20 protein-coding genes are annotated in these 17,705 nt (G+C 61.6%); 6 read left to right on the plus strand and 14 right to left on the minus strand.

Annotation, left to right across the window (positions count from 1 at the left end):
• Window positions 1-86 precede the first annotated feature (86 nt).
• Window positions 87-473 carry a DUF2946 domain-containing protein gene (locus K5E37_RS15345; protein ID WP_085602912.1) on the minus strand — a complete coding sequence of 129 codons (387 nt, stop codon included), beginning with the start codon at window positions 471-473 and terminating at the stop codon, window positions 87-89.
• Between the two features lie 94 nt (window positions 474-567).
• On the opposite strand from K5E37_RS15345, the gene K5E37_RS15350 reads away from it, so the two are divergent.
• Window positions 568-1,008, plus strand: a complete 441-nt coding sequence (locus K5E37_RS15350) for a DUF3995 domain-containing protein (RefSeq protein WP_007950535.1) — start codon at window positions 568-570, stop codon at window positions 1,006-1,008.
• Here the strand turns inward: K5E37_RS15350 and K5E37_RS15355 are convergent.
• From K5E37_RS15355 to K5E37_RS15385, 7 genes are all read right to left on the minus strand, one after another.
• A complete protein-coding gene (locus K5E37_RS15355) occupies window positions 1,005-1,367 on the minus strand; it encodes a Na+/H+ antiporter subunit G (protein WP_221534339.1) in 363 nt (120 codons plus the stop codon). The genes K5E37_RS15350 and K5E37_RS15355 overlap by 4 nt on opposite strands.
• Complete coding sequence (locus tag K5E37_RS15360) at window positions 1,364-1,642, minus strand: K+/H+ antiporter subunit F (RefSeq protein WP_007910754.1); 279 nt, start codon at window positions 1,640-1,642, stop codon at window positions 1,364-1,366. Before K5E37_RS15360 ends, K5E37_RS15355 begins: the two co-directional genes overlap by 4 nt.
• Entirely contained in the window at window positions 1,639-2,127 is a 489-nt protein-coding gene (locus tag K5E37_RS15365) for a Na+/H+ antiporter subunit E (protein ID WP_007950533.1), read from the minus strand. Before K5E37_RS15365 ends, K5E37_RS15360 begins: the two co-directional genes overlap by 4 nt.
• On the minus strand, window positions 2,124-3,803 hold the full coding sequence (locus K5E37_RS15370; protein WP_221534341.1) for a monovalent cation/H+ antiporter subunit D: 1,680 nt from the start codon (window positions 3,801-3,803) through the stop codon (window positions 2,124-2,126). The genes K5E37_RS15365 and K5E37_RS15370 overlap by 4 nt, the downstream gene beginning before the upstream one ends.
• The gene (locus tag K5E37_RS15375; RefSeq protein ID WP_003192163.1) at window positions 3,800-4,144 is read right to left on the minus strand and encodes a Na+/H+ antiporter subunit C; all 345 of its coding nucleotides are present in this window, start codon (window positions 4,142-4,144) and stop codon (window positions 3,800-3,802) included. Before K5E37_RS15375 ends, K5E37_RS15370 begins: the two co-directional genes overlap by 4 nt.
• Window positions 4,144-7,044 carry a monovalent cation/H+ antiporter subunit A gene (locus K5E37_RS15380; RefSeq protein ID WP_221534342.1) on the minus strand — a complete coding sequence of 967 codons (2,901 nt, stop codon included), beginning with the start codon at window positions 7,042-7,044 and terminating at the stop codon, window positions 4,144-4,146. Before K5E37_RS15380 ends, K5E37_RS15375 begins: the two co-directional genes overlap by 1 nt.
• A 106-nt stretch (window positions 7,045-7,150) precedes the next feature.
• A complete protein-coding gene (locus K5E37_RS15385; protein ID WP_221534344.1) occupies window positions 7,151-8,089 on the minus strand; it encodes a DMT family transporter in 939 nt (312 codons plus the stop codon).
• An 85-nt stretch (window positions 8,090-8,174) separates the two neighbouring features.
• Between K5E37_RS15385 and K5E37_RS15390 the strand changes: the two genes are divergently transcribed.
• The 4 genes from K5E37_RS15390 to K5E37_RS15405 all read left to right on the plus strand — a co-directional run bounded on the left by K5E37_RS15390 (window position 8,175) and on the right by K5E37_RS15405 (window position 12,464).
• Window positions 8,175-8,738: a helix-turn-helix domain-containing protein gene (locus K5E37_RS15390; protein ID WP_007950529.1), complete on the plus strand. Its 564-nt coding sequence runs from the start codon at window positions 8,175-8,177 to the stop codon at window positions 8,736-8,738.
• Between the two features lie 216 nt (window positions 8,739-8,954).
• Window positions 8,955-10,358, plus strand: coding sequence for an LLM class flavin-dependent oxidoreductase (locus tag K5E37_RS15395; RefSeq protein ID WP_221534345.1), 1,404 nt, complete (start codon window positions 8,955-8,957; stop codon window positions 10,356-10,358).
• 190 nt (window positions 10,359-10,548) lie between these two features.
• Window positions 10,549-10,863 carry a hypothetical protein gene (locus K5E37_RS15400; protein ID WP_221534347.1) on the plus strand — a complete coding sequence of 105 codons (315 nt, stop codon included), beginning with the start codon at window positions 10,549-10,551 and terminating at the stop codon, window positions 10,861-10,863.
• 173 nt (window positions 10,864-11,036) lie between these two features.
• Window positions 11,037-12,464 carry an FAD/NAD(P)-binding protein gene (locus tag K5E37_RS15405; protein WP_221534348.1) on the plus strand — a complete coding sequence of 476 codons (1,428 nt, stop codon included), beginning with the start codon at window positions 11,037-11,039 and terminating at the stop codon, window positions 12,462-12,464.
• Between the two features lie 64 nt (window positions 12,465-12,528).
• On the opposite strand, the gene K5E37_RS15410 is transcribed toward K5E37_RS15405, so the two are convergent.
• The 5 genes from K5E37_RS15410 to ppnN form a co-directional block, all read right to left on the minus strand.
• Complete coding sequence (locus tag K5E37_RS15410; RefSeq protein WP_221534349.1) at window positions 12,529-12,780, minus strand: hypothetical protein; 252 nt, start codon at window positions 12,778-12,780, stop codon at window positions 12,529-12,531.
• A 108-nt stretch (window positions 12,781-12,888) separates the two neighbouring features.
• Complete coding sequence (locus K5E37_RS15415; protein WP_007950524.1) at window positions 12,889-13,623, minus strand: ABC transporter substrate-binding protein; 735 nt, start codon at window positions 13,621-13,623, stop codon at window positions 12,889-12,891.
• A gap of 162 nt (window positions 13,624-13,785) precedes the next feature.
• On the minus strand, window positions 13,786-14,163 hold the full coding sequence (locus tag K5E37_RS15420) for a hypothetical protein (RefSeq protein WP_085602932.1): 378 nt from the start codon (window positions 14,161-14,163) through the stop codon (window positions 13,786-13,788).
• Window positions 14,164-14,314: 151 nt separating this feature from the next.
• Complete coding sequence (locus K5E37_RS15425; protein WP_039766999.1) at window positions 14,315-15,052, minus strand: response regulator; 738 nt, start codon at window positions 15,050-15,052, stop codon at window positions 14,315-14,317.
• A gap of 61 nt (window positions 15,053-15,113) precedes the next feature.
• Entirely contained in the window at window positions 15,114-16,487 is a 1,374-nt protein-coding gene (ppnN, locus tag K5E37_RS15430; protein WP_007950520.1) for a nucleotide 5'-monophosphate nucleosidase PpnN, read from the minus strand.
• Between the two features lie 211 nt (window positions 16,488-16,698).
• Here ppnN and K5E37_RS15435 point away from each other — a divergent pair, with 211 nt between their 5' ends.
• Window positions 16,699-17,220 carry a DUF3087 domain-containing protein gene (locus K5E37_RS15435; protein ID WP_221534351.1) on the plus strand — a complete coding sequence of 174 codons (522 nt, stop codon included), beginning with the start codon at window positions 16,699-16,701 and terminating at the stop codon, window positions 17,218-17,220.
• On the opposite strand, the gene K5E37_RS15440 is transcribed toward K5E37_RS15435, so the two are convergent.
• Window positions 17,217-17,603, minus strand: coding sequence for a DUF2784 domain-containing protein (locus tag K5E37_RS15440; protein WP_039766992.1), 387 nt, complete (start codon window positions 17,601-17,603; stop codon window positions 17,217-17,219). The two genes, K5E37_RS15435 and K5E37_RS15440, sit on opposite strands and share 4 nt — an antisense overlap.
• Between the last annotated feature and the right edge of the window lie 102 nt (window positions 17,604-17,705).

The following is a 17,705-nucleotide window of genomic DNA, read 5'->3' on the forward strand; positions in this document are numbered from 1 at the left end:
ATCCTGAATGCTTGTCTAGGAGTCAGCGCACAGGCGAACGCCGCGCGTTGGCGCAGTGGGCTGACAAATCAAAAAGGCAAGGACACTCAGGCGAGCGGTGGGGCGCGAGGATTGGCCGAAGGCCAGATGAAGCGGGCAGGGAGGTCGGCGCTGACGATGACCGGCAGCGGCGGACTGTGTTGTTCCGGCAGGATCGCCAGGGTCAGACTGGAGTTGAACGCCGGGCCCATGCCGCCGGTGGAGCACAGCGGGCATCCGAAGGCCTTGGCCAGGGTCGGCAGTTTTTCTTCGGCGGGATTCGAGGCGAGCGGAGCCTGGGTGCTCGGGTCGACGGCGCAGAACTGGCCGCCGATACCGTTGAGCTGCATGCCGACCATTTGTCCGTGACCGATGCTGCAGGCGAACACGTTGAACAGGACGCAGCAATAGAGCATCCAGGCCAGCAGTGAGCGATCGGTACGGGTGAATTTCATGGGGCGGCACTTTACCGCACCGCCGACCGGTCGTGCACATGGAAAAATGCCGACTAGGATGTTTTGTTCAAATCCCTTTAAAGGATTCTCGACCATGACCTTTGTGTTGGCTCAATGGCTGGTGACGATTTTTGCGGTGATCAGCCTGATGCATGTGTATTGGGCGATGGGTGGGCAGTGGGCAGCCGTGGCGGTGGTGCCGCAGGTTCCGGTGGACAACGGCGGGCTGACGCTCAGGCCGGCGTTCAAGCCGTCAGGCTGGATCACGCTGGTGGTGGCGGCAGCCCTGCTACTGATTGCCGCACTGGTGTGTATGCGAGTGGGGTGGTGGCTGCCCGCCGTGCATCACTGGGCGCTGCAATGGGTGATCAGCGCGATTGCGCTGCTGATGTTTGCGCGGGCGATCGGCGATTCGGAGCTGGTGGGGTTTTTCAAGGAAGTGAAGGGATCGCGGTTCGCCCGGCTCGACACTTGGGTTTACTCACCGCTGTGTCTGATATTGGGAGCCGGGCTGTTGGCTGTTGCCTGGATCTAGCTGCCGGTTTCAGTACGCCGGCTGCTGACCTCGGCCGGCACATCATCCCCGGCCATACGCTTGCGGAACAACGCTGCCCGCGCCAATAGCAAGGTGGTAACCGGTACGGTGATCGACAGCAGAATCGGGATCAGCCATGCGTGCACCACCGGCCCGGACTTGAGCGCGGAAAAACAGATGATCGACGCCAGCGCCACGCACCACGCGCCGAGGGTCGATGCCAGCGCTGGCGGATGCATGCGCTGGAAGTAATCCTTCATCCGCAGCAGGCCGGTCGCGCCGATCAGGGCAAACACGCCGCTGAGGACCAGCAGGATCGCCACCGGGATTTCCACCCAGAGAGACAGTTCAGCGTTCATTCGATCACCTCGCCACGCAGGAGGAATTTCGCCAGGGCAAACGAGCCGACGAAGCCGAACAGCGCGATCAGCAGCGCCGCTTCGAAGTAGGTGTCACTGGAATAACGAATCCCCAGGGTCAGCATCATCAGCATGGCGACGATGTACAAGTAGTCCAGCGCCAGTACCCGGTCCTGTGCCGACGGCCCTTTGAACAGGCGTACCAGCGTGAGGACCATGGCCAGGGAAAACAGGAACAGCGTCAGCAGAATCGCGTTCGACAGCAGCGGGCTCATTCGAAAATCTCCATCAACGGCCGCTCGTAAGTGACCTTGAAGTGCTGGATGAATTGCGCCTCGTCATCCAGATCCCAGACGTGCAGCAACAGAATGCTGCGATCCAGCGCCAGTTCTGACCACACCGTGCCGGGCACGACCGTACAGATCATCGATAGCGCCGCCAGACCGTTGGCATCGCGCAGGTCCAGCGGCACCTTGATGAAGCGTGAACGAAGCGGCCGACGACCGGCGTTGAGTACGCCCCAGGCCACCTGCAGGTTCGAGACGATCACGTCACGCCCGACCAGCAGAAACAATCGCAGGATCGTGCCCGGGCGGCGGATGTGAATCCGTTGCGGGCGCAGTTTGCGCATCATCAGCGGGGCGCAGAAGCCGAGTACGGCACCGAGGAGCAGGTTGCCCGGGCTGACTGAGAGGTTCAGCACCAGCCACAGCAACCACAGCGCGAGCGACAACCACGGAGCAGGGAACAGACGCTTCATGGTTGTACCTCCAGCAGCGCAGCCTTGGCTTCCGGGCTCGGCACGGCACGGGTGCCGAGTACCGCCATCACGTATTGCTGCGGATTGTTCAGGGCATCGGCTGCTGCCTGGGTGTAACGCAGCAGCGGTTCAGCCTTGAAGGTCAGCGCGATGCTCAGGCCGAGCAGCAGGAAAATCGGCGTGCATTCCAGTTTGCGCAGCAGCGGCGATGGTCGCTCCTCTGGCGACCAGAAGCGCTGGATCCCCAGACGCGAGAACGCCATCAGCGAGCCGAGTCCGGTGAGGATCAGCAGGGCCAGCAACGCCCAGGCGGCATTCGAGATCGGTTCGCCCGCGCCGAGGCCCAGCGGGTTGAGCAGGGCGCCGATCAGGCTCAGCTTGCCGATGAACCCGGACAGCGGCGGCATGCCGATAATCAGCAGCGCACAGGCAATGAAGCTCAGGCCGAGGAACGCCATGGTCCATGGAATCACCTGACCGACCACGGCTTTCTGCTCGTCGTCGAGGTTGATGCCCTTGACCGGACGTTGCCACTCCTGCGGACGCGGCAGCAGTTCGTTTTCGTCTTCCAGCGGCACTTCGATGGCGGTGCGCGAACGCTCGATCAACTCGGCCAGCAGGAACAGCGCGCTCAACGCCAGGGTCGAGCTGACCAGATAGAACAGCGCGGCGCCGATCAGGTTCGGCTGGGCGAAACCCACGGCCGACAGCAGGATCCCCGCGGACACCAGAATGCTCAGGCTGGCCATGCGTTCCAGACGTTGCGCGGCAATGATCGCCACGCCTGCGCCGGCCATGGTGGCCATGCCGCCGTAGATCAGCCAGTCACCACCAAAATACGCCGAAGCACCGGCCTGGCCCGAGAACAGCAGCGTCCACAGACGTAAAAGGGTGTAGACGCCGACCTTGGTCATGATGGCGAACATCGCCGCCACCGGCGCGCTGGCCGACGAGTAGGCCGGCACCAGCCAGAAATTCAGCGGCCACATGCCGGCCTTGGCCAGGAACGCCACGGCCAGAATCCCCGCGCCGGCGTGCAACAGGCCACGGTCTGCTTCCGGCACCAGCGGGATCTTCAGGGCCAGATCTGCCATGTTCAGGGTGCCGGTCACACCGTAGATCAACGCCGCGCCGATCAGGAACAGCGACGACGCCAGCAGGTTGATCGAAATGTAATGCAGCCCCGACGACACCCGCGCCCGGCCCGAGCCATGAAGCAACAGGCCGTAGGACGCCGCGAGCAGGACCTCGAAGAACACGAACAGGTTGAACAGGTCCGCGGTCAGGAATGCACCGTAAAGGCCCATCAACTGAATCTGGAACAACGCGTGGAAACTCGACCCGGCGCCGTCCCAGCGGGCCATGGCGAACAGCAGGGCGCTGACGCCGATGATCCCGGTCAGCACCAGCATCAGCGCCGACAGACGATCGACCACCAGCACGATGCCGAACGGTACCTGCCAGTTGCCCGGCAGGTACACGCCGATGGATCCGGGCACGCCGGTGGTCTGGGTCCATTGCAGCAGCATCACCGAGATGCCGAGGCCGAGGAGACTGGAGAACAGGTTGATTTTCGCCTTCAGCGGTCGGTGCTTCTCGCCGAGCATCAGCATGATGGCGGCGGTCAGCAGCGGCAGCAGGATCGGTGCGGCGATCAGGTGAGTCATCGCCGTCATTCCTTGGGCTCCCTTCCGTCAACGTGGTCGGTGCCGGTCAGGCCCCGTGAGGCCAGCAGCACCACCAGGAACAATGCGGTCATGGCGAAGCTGATGACGATCGCCGTCAGCACCAGCGCCTGTGGCAGCGGGTCGGTGTAATTGAGCAGATCCTGCGGCACGCCGTCCTTGATGATCGGCTCCTTGCCGATGAACAGGCTGCCCATGCTGAAGATGAACAGATTGACGCCGTAGGACAGCAGGCACAGGCCCATCACTACCTGGAATGTCCGTGGCCGCAGGATCAGCCAGACCCCGGACGCGGCGAGTACGCCGATGGCGATTGCGATGACTTCTTCCATCAGACGGCTCCTTTGGCGGCAGCGGTTTTGTGGCCCCGGACCGATTGGTGGGCGAGGGCGGTGAGGATCAGCAAGGTCGAGCCGACCACCACGGCGTAGACGCCGATATCGAAGAACAGCGCGCTGGCGATATGGATGTCACCCAGCAGTGGCAAGCTGAAATGCCAGGTGTGGGTGGTGAGGAACGGATAGCCTACCGCCATCGCCCCGAGGCCGGTGACGGTGGCGAACAGCAGGCCGGTGCCCATCCAGCGCAGCGGTCGCAGGCTCATTTGCGCCTCGACCCACTGGGTGCCGGCGACCATGTATTGCAGGATGAACGCCACCGACATCACCAGGCCGGCGACGAATCCGCCACCCGGCTGGTTATGCCCGCGCATGAACAGGTAGAACGACACCACCAGCGCAATCGGCAGCAGCAGGCGCACCAGCACCGCCGGCACCATCATGAAGCCGAGCGCGGTGTCGCTGGCCGAGCGCGGGTTGACCAGATCGGTGACCACGTCGGGGGCGAGCAAGCGCTGCTGGGCCGGCAGTTGCAGGCTTTCTTTCGGTGGGCGGAAGCGACGCAGCAGGGCGAACACAGTCAGGGCTACGGCAGCGAGCACGGTGATTTCGCCAAGGGTGTCGAAACCACGGAAATCCACCAGCATCACGTTGACCACGTTGCTGCCGCCGCCCTCGGGCAGGGCACGGCTCAGGTAGAACGAGGAAATGTCGTTCGGCGTCTGCCGGGTCAGCATGGCGTAGGACAGCAGCGCCATGCCGCCGCCGACGGCAATCGACAGCAGCAAGTCGCGCAGACGCCGTACCCGCGCCTTGCGCAGGCTGCTTGGCAACGGCGAAACCTCTTCGATCCGCCGTGGCAGCCAGCGCAGGCCGAGCAGGATCAGCACCGTGGTCACCACTTCGACCACCAGTTGCGTCAGGGCCAGATCCGGTGCCGAGAACCAGACGAAGGTCACGCACGTCATCAGGCCGCAGACGCTGACCATGGTCAGGGCGGCGAGACGGTGATACTTGGCTTGCCATGCGGCGCCGAGGGCGCAGGCGATTGCCAGCAGCCACAGGGTCACGAATACGATCGAGCCAGGAATCTTCGGCCGATCGCCCCAGCTCAGACTGCTGTGCAGCATCGGGATCAGGCCGGCCAGCACTGCCGCCAACACCATCAGGAACAGCTGGGCTTGCAGACGCTTGGTGCCGATCCGCCGCTCCACCCGCCGGGCCAGACGCATCATCGCAACCAGACTGCGCTCGAACATTCGCTTGCCGTTGAGGCGGCCCGCCAGCGGCGGATACTTGAAGCGGCCGCGCTTGAGCTGGTTGCGCAGTAGCAGATACAGCACGATGCCGCCGGACATGGCGATCAGGCTCATGATCATCGGTGCATTGAGGCCGTGCCAGATCGCCAGGCTGTACTCCGGCAGCACGCCACCCACCACCGGCAAGGCGGCAGCGGCCAGCAATGGGCCTACAACTTGTGCCGGGAAAATCCCCACCAGCAAACAGGTGAACACCAGCAACTCGACCGGCGCACGCATCCAGCGCGGCGGTTCGTGCGGGGTGTGCGGCAGGTCGGTGGCAGTCGGGCCGAAGAACACGTCGACGGTGAATCTCAGCGAGTAGGCAACGCTGAACATCCCGGCAATGGTCGCGACGATCGGCAGGCTGGTTTCAACCCAGGCGGTGGCGTTGATGAACACGGTTTCGGCAAAGAACATTTCTTTCGACAGGAAACCGTTGAGCAGCGGCACGCCGGCCATGGACGCACTGGCCACCATCGCCAGGGTGGCGGTGAACGGAATCAGTTTGAACAGGCCGTTGAGCTTGCGGATGTCGCGGGTGCCGCTTTCGTGGTCGATGATCCCGGCGGCCATGAACAGCGAGGCTTTGAAGGTCGCGTGGTTGAGAATGTGGAACACCGCCGCCACGGCGGCCAGCGGACTGTTCAGGCCCAGCAGCAGCGTGATCAGGCCGAGATGGCTGATGGTCGAGTAGGCCAGCAGTCCCTTGAGATCGTTCTGGAACATTGCGCAGTACGCGCCGAGCAATAGCGTGGCGGCACCGGCGCCGCTGACGATGTAGAACCATTCTTCGCTGCCGGACAGCGACGGCCACAGCCGGGCCAGCAGGAAAACCCCGGCCTTGACCATGGTCGCCGAGTGCAGGTACGCCGAAACCGGTGTGGGTGCCGCCATTGCGTGCGGCAGCCAGAAGTGGAAGGGGAACTGGGCGCTTTTACTGAGAGCGCCGATAAGAATGAGGGGAAGCAGGATGGGGTAGAGGGCATGTGCGCGAATCAGATCGCCGGCGGCCAGGACCTTGTCCAGGTCATAGCTGCCGACCACATGGCCGAGGATCATGACCCCTGCCAGCAAGCACAATCCTCCCGCGCCGGTAACCATCAACGCCATGTAGGCGCCGCGGCGCGCGTCGTGGCGGTGGTGCCAGTAGCCGATCAACAGGAACGAGAAGAGGCTGGTCAGCTCCCAGAAGAACACGATCTGGATCAGGTTGCCGGAGATCACCAGCCCGAGCATGGCGCCCATGAACGCCAGAAAGAACGCGAAGAAACGCGGCACCGGATCGTCCGGCGACATGTAATAACGGGCATATAAGGAAACGAGGGTGCCGATTCCCAGCACCAGCATCGAGAACAGCCAGGCGAAGCCGTCCATGCGCAGGACGAAGTTCAGACCCAGGCTGGGCAGCCATGTGAATTCTTCGCGAATCACGCCGCCGTGGGCGATCTGCGGGTACAGCATCGCGACCGAGACAGTGCCGATCAGTGCGACCAGACCTGCCAGCAGGGATTCGGCGTTACGTGCGTTGTGCGGCAGCACGGCTGCCAGACAGCTGCCCAGAAAAGGCAGAAGCAGTAGAACTATCAGGGACATAGGCTTCTAATCTGCGGAAGTTTGTGAAGCATCATACGTGCCAGCTCCCGGATCGCCAAACGCGAGGATGTCTCTGAATCCTACAAAGTAGCCGTAAAACCCCCGTTTAGCCTTCGGTCTCGTGCTCCAATTCTTCCGTGACCGTTTGTGTCTCTTTGCCTTTGGTCTTCAATTCACTGACGATCACCGCCGCCACGATCAGTCCTGCGCCCACCAGTGCAATCGCTGGGAGACGCTCTCCTGCGATACGACCGACGATCCCGGCCCAGACTGGTTCACCGGCGTAGATCAAGGTCGCGCGGGTCGGCGAAACACTTTTCTGCGCCCAGTTCATCGCCACCTGAATTGCCGCACTCATCGCGCCCAGGCCCAGAGCCGTACTCAGCAGCAGCCACGAGAAATCCGGAATCGCCTCGCCGGTCGGCACCACCATCAAAAACGACAGCACCGAAGTCGTCGCCAGCTGCACCACGGTTACCCGGCGCACATCGACTTGCCCGGCATAGTTACTGATAAGGATGATTTCGGCCGCTATCGCGATGGCGCTGATCAGCGTGGCGATTTCACCGGGGCTGAAATTCAGCGAAGCACCGGACGGCCCGGAGAGCAGCATCAGCCCGGTAAACGCCAGCATGATGCCGATGCTCGGCATCAAACCCGGGCGCCGGCCGAGAACCAGCCATTGCAACAGTGGCACGAACGGCACGTAAAGCGCGGTGATGAACGCCGACTGACTGCTGGGAATGCTCTGCAAACCGACAGTCTGCAAGCCATAACCGAGCAGGATCGCCACGCCGATAAAGGCGCCGGCCTTGAGTTCGAACAGGGTCAGTTCCCGCAGGTGTTTCCAGGAGAACAGCGAAACAATGCCAGCTGCGGCGGCAAAGCGCAGGCCGACGAAAAACATCGGACCGCTGACGGTCATCGCGTGCTGCACCAGCAGAAAGGTGCCGCCCCAGAGCATGGTGATCAGCACCAGCACGCACTCGGCTTTGCTGAACCGGGAAAAACGCAGGGGAGTTTTGGGGGAGTTGGCTGACGTCATGACCTTGCGCACTTTTAAGGAGGGGACGCACAATGCGCCAAATGTTGCGCAGTATACTGCCCAACCCCAGCCAGTGAGCAATATAGTGCACAAAGATTCTGTACAACGGGCTTCGGTCCTGCAACACGTCAGCCAGAACGTCCGGCGCCTGCGCCATGCCGCCGACATGAGCCAGACGGCCCTCGCGGAAAAGTCCGGGGTCAGCCGGCGAATGCTGGTGGCCATCGAGGCTGGCGAAAAGAACGTCAGCCTGACCACCCTCGATCGCGTCGCCGAAGCTCTCGAAGTGGCCTTCAGCGATCTGATCCAGGCGCCTGACAACCGCGATCCCGGCCGTATCAACGAACTGGCCTGGGCTGGCAGCATCCCCGGCAGCAAAGCCGTTTTACTGTCCAAGGCCAACGCCACCCGTGCGGTTGAACAGTGGGAATGGTGCCTGCAACCGGGCGAGGTCTATCCCTCGCAACCGGACGCCGAAGGCTGGAGCGAGCAGATTTTCGTGTTCGAGGGCTGCCTGACGCTGATGCTCGGCGATCAACCCCAGCGCATCGCGGCCGGGGAGTTTTTCATGTTCGCCAGCAACCAGCCGCACACCTATCGCAATGACGGGGAAGTGGCCGCGCGCTTCGTGCGCAATGTGGTGATCTGACTGTTGCATGGCCGACAGCGGATAAACAGTTTGCTCCATCCTGCGTGCAGACTGCTTTAAGTTGTTATCTCAATCTATTGATAAATAAAGAAAATATATTCAGGCACGACTCCTGCTATGGGTTCTGGATCCTCATCCGGAAACCACGGAGTCGCCTCACATGACCGCCTCAATTCACACCTTCAAACGCCTCCTGACAATCGGGAGTGCCATCTGATGCCCCGCGAAATTCGTCTCAACGCCTTCGACATGAACTGCGTCGGTCACCAGTCGCCGGGCCTGTGGGCTCACCCTCGGGACCGCTCGTGGCAGTACAAGGATCTGGAGTACTGGACCGAACTGGCGAAAATCCTCGAGCGCGGCAAGTTCGACGGCCTGTTCATCGCCGACGTGCTGGGCATCTACGACGTGTACAACGGCAATGGCGAAGCAGCCATCCGGCAGGCGGCGCAGGTGCCGGTCAACGATCCGTTGCAACTGATCCCGCCGATGGCGCTGGTCACCGAACACCTGGGTTTCGGCCTGACCGCGTCGTTGTCCTTCGAACATCCGTATCCATTCGCCCGACGCCTGTCGACCCTCGATCACCTGACAAAGGGCCGGGCCGGCTGGAACATCGTCACCTCTTATCTGGAGAGCGGCGCGAAGAACATCGGCCAGCAAGCCCAGACCGAACACGACGCGCGCTACGACTTCGCCGAGGAATACCTGGAGGTCTGCTACAAACTCTGGGAAGGCAGTTGGGAAGAGGGTGCGATCCTGCGGGATCGCGAGCGGCGGATTTTCAGTGACCCGAGCAAGATCCACGAGATCCGCCATCACGGTAAACACTTCCAGGTGCCGGGCATTCACCTCTGCGAGCCGTCGCCGCAGCGCACGCCGGTTCTCTACCAGGCGGGAGCTTCCAGCCGGGGCAAGCAGTTTGCCGCCGAGCATGCCGAATGCGTTTTTGTCGCTGCCCCGTCGAAAGTGCTGCTGAAGAAAACCGTGGCCGACATTCGCCGCCGCGCCGCCGAGGCCGGGCGCGATCCGTCGAAGATCCTGATCTTCAACCTGCAAACCGTGATCCTCGGCGAGACCGACGCCAAGGCCAAAGCTAAGTTCGAAGAATACAAATCCTGGGTCAGCTACGAAGGCGCGATGGCGTTGATTTCCGGCTGGACCGGCATCGATTTCAGCCGTTTCAAACCGGACGAACCCCTGAAGCACGTGCACACCAACGCCATTCAATCGGCGGTCGAGGCGTTTTCCACGGCGGATCCGAACAAGGTCTGGACCCCCAACGAACTGGCTGACTGGGTCGGCATCGGCGGCTTCGGCCCGTTGTTCGTCGGCAGCCCGGAAACGGTGGCGGACCTGTTGCAGGAATGGGTCGACGAAACCGACGTCGACGGCTTCAACCTGGCCTACGCGCTGACCCACGAAACCTTCATCGATGCCGTCGAATTGCTGGTGCCGGAGTTGCAGAAGCGCGGTGTCTACAAAACCGAGTACGCGCCGGGGACCTTGCGCGAGAAGCTGTTTGGCAAAGGGCCGAGACTGCCGGAGATTCATCCGGGCAGTGGCTATCGAAACCTCGGCGAGCTGCATCGGCAGGAGAAAAAATTCGCGTCGGTCTAGATGTCGATGGGTGTTCAGCTATGAGGAATGTGATGAGACCACTCGTCGGACAAAGCAAGGAACCTGTAATTTCTGACAGTAGACGTTGATTGGGTAGCCGCTCCTAATAAGCAGGAGCGCGGGTCACGGCAGGTTATGCCTGTCGAGCACGAAGCGACTTTAACGAAAATCAACTGAAAGGAATTAACTTATGTTGGGTCCCATGCAAATCTTAGAAGCTGATGGAAAAGGAGTTGTCGAACTTTCGAAAATTGGCTCTCACGCTACTGGCGTGATCTCTCCTGTACCAAACCCGGCGCAAGGAGATAGGGCAGATGTTAATGCCGGCGGTAAGAGTATCGCTCAAGTACCACTCAATCTCTCCGGTGAAACCAGATTTCCAATACCGAAGAGTGTTTTATTGGACTTCGCGGATATTGGTGTGACACCGTTTTATTACAAGGCCGAGGACCAATTCGGTAATTCTGAGGAATCCGAGAAGAAAGATTTTGTAATTAAACAGTAAAACACAGTCAGCAGGAGACTCCCCCCGAAATGCCCGGCTCGATTGATGTCGACCAGGCATTTTCTGTGTCTTCGGTTTTGGCTTTGTTTAATTAAGTTGCCGCCAATAGCTTCCTGAGAGCTATCAGCGATGGTATTACCCTCATTCACTCCTTTGCGAACGGTGAAAACCGCATGAATGAGGTTTCAAATGAGCATTCGACCACGTCTGTCAGTCACGCCGACATCCTGATTGTCGGCGGCGGCCTCAGCGGCACGATGCTGGCGGTGCAATTGCTGCGTTTGCCGGGGCGCAGAAAGATTCTGGTGATCGAGCCCCGGGCCGAACTGGGCCGGGGCGAAGCGTACAGCGCGGTGGAGCTGGGCCACACGCTCAATGGCAACGCAGCGCGGATGAGCGTTGACCCGGACAATGCCGATGACCTGACTCAATGGCTGACCGATCACATCGCTGGTGGTGGCTGGCCCGAGTCGGATCAGCAGCATGTGCCGGTCAGCGAACTGTTTCCGCCACGGGGGCTGTTTGGCGTTTACGTGCAGCAGCGTCTGGCCGAAGCGCAGCAGGTGGGCGCGCAACACGGTTCGACGGTCGAGCATGTGCGCGCCGAAGTGGTCGATGTTCAGGCCTCCAGCGATTCCGTGCAGCTCACCTTGAATGACGGCCAGCAACTGCACGGCGCTTTTGCCGTGTTGGCAACTGGGATGTTCCCGGCTGCCCGCACCCCGCAAAAAGAATCCAGCGGTCTCAACGCGGCGGCGCTCGATCCGTGGGATGTCTCGGCCATGCGTCAACTCGATCCGCAATCAACGGTGCTGATCATCGGCTCCGGCCTGACCATGGTCGATGCCGTGGTGTCGCTGGAGCAGGCCGGGCATCGCGGGCCGATCGAGGTGTTTTCCCGGCATGGGCTGTTGCCCCATGTGCGTCGGCAACCGCCCGCGTGGGTGGACTTCCTTGCCGAGGATTACAGCATTCGCACGCCAAGGCAGTTACTGCGCGAATTGCGCCGACATTGTCGCGACGCCATCGCTCAAGGCATTGACTGGCAGGCGCCGCTCGACACCGTGCGTGCGCACATTGGCCGGTTATGGAGTCAGGCCAGCGATGTGCAGCGCCGGCAATTCGTGCGGCATGTCCGGCCGTGGTGGGAAAGTCATCACCATCGTTCGCCACCGCTGAGCGCTGAATTGGTCGAGCGTCTGCACCGGGAAGGGCGATTGCGCATTCATGCTGCGTCTTACAAGGGACTTGAGCCGGTATCGGGCGAGGGCGTGAGTATCCGCATTCGTCCTCGCGGCGAGGCTGAAACCCGAGTAGTGCAAGGCGCGGCGTTGATCAACTCCAGCGGCATCGAATACGACTGGCGCCGGGTCGCGCGACCTTTGCCGCAGCAGTTGTTGGCGCGCGGCCTGGTTCGACCGGGACCGTTGGCGTTGGGGATCGAGGCCGCAGTGGACGGTGCTGTGCTGGATGAAGAGGGCCGGGTCTCGAACCGCCTGTTCGCCATGGGCCCGCCGCTGCGTGGCATGTGGTGGGAAAGCACCGCTGTCACCGATGTCGCGTCGCAGGCCAAGGCACTGGCCGCGCGATTGGTTCGCTGATACCCAAATGCAGGAAACCCCGCTTCGGCGGGGTTTCCTGTTTCTGGCAGCTCAAACCTATCACTCAGTAGCGCTGATATTTGGAACCGAATTCCGGGCGGTTTTCTGCGACGTACAGCTTGGCCTGTTCAGCGTTTTGTTGCAGGTTGAGGTTGCCCTTGTGTTCGGCATCGATGCTGACGGTGTCGACGTTCAGGGTGCCGGACTGGCCAACGGTCGCCGCCGCGACAACCGGGGTGCTGGCGTGTGGGGCGGCGATGGCGGAGGTGGCGCCGATCAGGGAAACGATGAAGCCGAGTGCGATGATGTCTTTCATGATGTTGCTCCAGAGAGTGGGGAGAAGATGGAGCCCACTCTAGTGCTGGAGGGTTTTGATGTGAAAACACCCTTGCGCATAGTCGTTATCGAAGGCGTTGATGCCTGATCAGCGCGGTAGGGTATTGCTCAGCCAGCGCTGGCGCAGCTGCTCCAGACGGCCGTCGGCCCGCAATGTATCCAGCGCCTGCTGCCAGCGTGCGACCTGTTTCGGATCGGTCTGCGGCGAAAAGGCAATGTAGGTGTTCTGTTTCATCAACGGGATCTGGTACTGCAAGCGTCCCGGCTCCATGCCTTGCTCGCGGGCGAGGGCGGCCTTGGACCAGGTATCGGAGACCACGAAATCGGTACGCCCCAGGCTGAACAGTCGCATCATCTGCTCCGGGGTTTCGACGCCGTAGAGGTTGTTCAGGTCTTGCCCTTGCAGGTAGCTGTAGACCAGCCATTTGCGCGGCACGGTGATCCGGCCCAGGTGATCGGCTTCACGCAGGCTGTGCACGGGAGGCTGGAGATTGTCGCGGGCGTACAGTGCGGTTTCGACTTCGATCAGCGGCCCGACCCATTGATAGCGATCGTCGCGGTCGTCGGTACGCAGCACGGTGAATACGCCGGTGTCGGGCGTGTCGCTGGCCATGCGCAGGGCGCGCAGCAGCGGGACTTGTTGCAGATGAATGCGGTCGCCGGTCTGGGTCGCCAGAGCCTGCACCACGTCAACACCGAATCCTGCGAGCTGATTACCTTGCATGAAATGCAGGGGCGGGTGGTTGTCGGTGAGCAGTTGCAGGTCCGCCGAGTTGGCCGTCAGGGCCAGCATGGACAGCAGACAGGCGGCAAATCGTTTCATGGATCGTCCCTGAACAAATCAATCGCGCAGCTTAGTACGAGCCATGACGGCTGTCGTGGGGAAACAGCGGGGCTTTTGTGTCAGAGAACAAGGCTTATCGGTAGTGAACGCTGCGGGGGCAGAGCGCCCCCGGCAGGAATCGACAACGGCGGGTACATACGATCAGTAGCGCTGGTACTTCGAACCGAACTCGGGACGGTTCTCGGCGACCAGTACGCTGCGGGCCGAACGCTCGCGCAGTTCCTGCAAGCGGTCGGCGCCACCTTCAGCGACGCGTTCGCGCAACTCTTGCAAACGGTCAGCACCGCCTTCGGCTACGCGCTCACGCAGTTCCTGCAAACGATCCGCGCCGCCTTCAGCCACGCGTTCACGCAGTTCCTGCAAGCGATCCGCGCCACCTTCGGCAACGCGATCCTTCTGCAGGTTTTCCGAGCCGTACTCGGCAACCAGCGGCTGGGAGCTGGCGGATGCCAGGTCGGCCAGGGCCAGGCCGCTGAGCAGGCTGATTGCGAGTACCAGGGATTTCGAGGACTTGAACATGGTGCTTCTCCTTGCGTTTGAGATGAATGAACCAGTGCTTTCTGGTGGGTTCATTCAAACGCGAGGGTGTATCGCTGATATGTGGTGTTACGGCCCGAAAACACGGGTTACGTATCTGCGCGGCGAATTTATACAGAGTGATACAAATCCGTCAGGATTCGGCGAGCATCTCCACGGCGAAGGAGAAAACATAACCCTCGTTGCGCACGGTCTTGATGTAGGTCGGCTCGCGAGAGTCGTCCAGCAGACGTTGACGCAGGCGACTGACCAGCAAATCGATGGAGCGGTCGAACAGGTCGGCGTCGCGACCCTGAGTCAGATTGAGCAACTGGTCGCGGCTGAGCACCCGTTGCGGATGGTCGAGAAACACCCGGAGCAAGCGATATTCGGCGCCACTGAGGGCAACCATGGTGTCGTCTTCATCGAGCAGGTGGCGGGCGGTGGTGTCCAGGCGCCAGCGGCCGAACGCGAGCAGGCGCCCGGTTTCGGTGATCAGCAGATTGGGTGGCAGCATTCGCGTGCGGCGCAGCACGGCGTTGATCCGCGCCAGCAACTCGCGGGCAGCGAAGGGTTTGGTCAGGTAATCGTCGGCGCCCATTTCCAGGCCGAGGATGCGGTCGGTCTGGTCGTCGCGGGCGGTGAGCATCAGGATCGGGATCGCCTTGTGCTTGCCGGCGCGCAGTTCGCGGCACAGCACCAGCCCGTCATCGCCGGGGAGCATGATGTCGAGCACGATCAGGTCGACCGTGTTGGCTTCCAGAAAACTGCGCATCTGCCGGCCATCGGCGACCACGGTGCTGCGCAGGCCGTTCTTGGTCAGGTAATTGCCGACCAGCTCGCGGATCTCGCGGTCATCGTCGACGATCAGGATGTGGTTGATGTGATCCATGGTTCGCTCTTTTTATAAGGAGTGCCCGAAGCGTTGCGCTTCGGGCACTTGTCGCTTCGGGTCAGGACACCACGCGATAGCACGGCACATACGCCGCGCCGCCCGGCAGTTTCATCCGGTGCTGGGCGACGAAGGCTTTGAGCAGCAGATCGAGCGGCTGCATGATCGCGGCGTCGCCACGGATCTGGTACGGCCCGTGTTCCTCGATCAGGCGGATGCCCTTGTCCTTGACGTTGCCGGCCACGATCCCGGAGAACGCGCGGCGCAGGTTGGCCGCCAGTTCATGAGGGGGCTGGTCGCGGTGCAGCTTGAGGTTGGCCATGTTTTCGTGGGTCGGATCGAACGGGCGCTGGAAGCCCTCGTCGATCTTCAGCAGCCAGTTGAAGTGGAACGCGTCGGCGCGTTCGCGGCGGAACTGCTTCACGGCCTTGAGGCCCGCGGTCATCTGCCGCGCCACTTCGGCGGGGTCGTCGATGATGATTTCGTAGTGCTTTTTCGCTGCTTCGCCGAGGGTGGCGGTGACGAAGGCGTCGAGTTGCTCCAAGTACGGCGCGGCATGTTTCGGCCCGGTCAAAATCACCGGGAACGGCAGGCCGGCGTTGTCCGGGTGCATCAGGATGCCCAGCAGGTACAGGAACTCTTCGGCGGTACCGGCGCCGCCCGGGAAGATGATGATGCCGTGGCCGACGCGGACGAAGGCTTCCAGACGCTTTTCGATGTCCGGCAGGATCACCAGCTCGTTGACGATCGGGTTCGGCGCTTCGGCGGCGATGATGCCTGGCTCGGTCAGACCGAGGTAACGGCCACCGTGAATGCGTTGCTTGGCGTGGGCGATGGTCGCGCCTTTCATCGGGCCTTTCATCACGCCGGGACCGCAGCCGGTGCAGATGTCGAGGCTGCGCAGGCCCAGTTCGTGGCCGACTTTCTTGGTGTATTTGTATTCTTCGGTGTTGATCGAGTGGCCGCCCCAGCACACGACGATTTTCGGCTCGACGCCCGGACGCAGGGTGCGCGCGTTGCGCAGCAGGTGGAAGACGTAGTCGCTGATGCCCTGGGAGGTGCTGAGGTCGATGCTCAGGGCGTCGAGTTCGTTTTCGGTGTAGACGATGTCGCGCAGGGCGCTGAACAGCATTTCCCGGGTGCTGGCGATCATTTCGCCGTCGACGAAGGCGTCGGCCGGGGCGTTCAGCAGTTCCAGGCGCACGCCGCGATCCTGCTGGTGGATGCGGATTTCGAAGTCCTTGTAGGCTTCAAGAATGGTTTTTGCGTTGTCGACATGGGCGCCAGTATTGAGGATTGCCAGGGCGCACTGGCGAAAGAGGGTGTAGGTGCTGCCGGTTCCGGCCTGGCTCAGTTGCTGAACTTCACGTTGGGAAAGGGTTTCGAGGCTGCCTTTTGGGCTGACCGAGGCATTGATTACGTGTCGTTGGGTCATGCAGTGATCCTTAAAACGATGTCATTGCCGGCATGGCCAATGGCATCCGAATAGTGTGTATCCATGAATGAAGATGGCACGATCTGCGTGGTATCGCCATGTCCCCGTTGGACTTTGAAAAGATGAAAAGGCGCTCCAGCATAGCTAAATCCGCCTCAGAGGCGATAATGCGCCGGCCTCTTTTTATTTCAAGCCATGGAAGCCTGTCGCGATGTTCGAGATTCAACCGATCGATGCCATCACTTATCGCCAGCAGACCCGGCGCAGCACGCTGATCATCGCGGTGCTGTTTCTGGTGCTGGCGATGGCGTTTTCGACGGCGGCGGTGGCGCTGTTCGGCGAGCCGGGCGGGGATAACCTGCGGTTCAATGTCGGCGGGGTGTTTGGCGCATTTCTGCTGACAGCGGCGTTGCTGCGCGGGCGTTTCTGGAACCAGACCTGGATGGCCCCGGCGGTGTACGGCTGGCGGCTCAAGCGCAGCCTGATGAGCGTCACCAGCGTGATGCATCAGGTGACGGCAGCGGTGGAGAAGGGTGATCCGGTGGCGATGAAGGTGCTGCGTTTCTATCACCTGGGGCTGACCCAGATGCATGAACTGGACGGTAACTCCAGCGATCACGCGCAATTGCACCGGGAAGTCGAAACACACAAGACGCGGATGGAGGCGCTCGGTCTGGATACCGATCAGACGCGCCTCGATCCGGCCTGGCTGGAAACCTTGAAAGCGCGCTAAAACGGAATGCGTGCGGCGCGCCGGAGTTTCCAGCGACGGATCAGGCGCCCGTAGACCAGCAGGTTGACCACCAGCACCACGCTGCCCAGCACCAGCTGAATCTGCGGCGTCAGCCCGGCCGGGTAGATGATCGGCCAGACGTAATGTTCGATGAAACCACCCGCGTATTCGGTCTGCCCGGCAGCGTGGCGCATCAGGTTTTCCCAATAGGTCAGTGGACAGGTCAGGTGCAACACCTCGACCGCCACGCCCCAGGCCGCCGCCGGCAAATGCAGCCACATCAGCCGCGGCCACTTGAGCACCAGCAGCCCGCCGAACAGCACGAACAGAATGAACAGCAAATGAAACAGCACCAGCCCGTCGGCGGCTATTCGATACAGCATGTCGTCTCCCTGACGCGTGTGTGAATGGTTGCCATGTTACGCCGGTAAACGACTGACGGAAGGAAGGATTTGCGCCAACTGCGCAAGATTGTTCAAGCCATG

It is taken from the genome of Pseudomonas sp. RIT778, assembly GCF_019718735.1.
Classification (GTDB): Bacteria; Pseudomonadota; Gammaproteobacteria; order Pseudomonadales; family Pseudomonadaceae; genus Aquipseudomonas; species Aquipseudomonas aphyarum.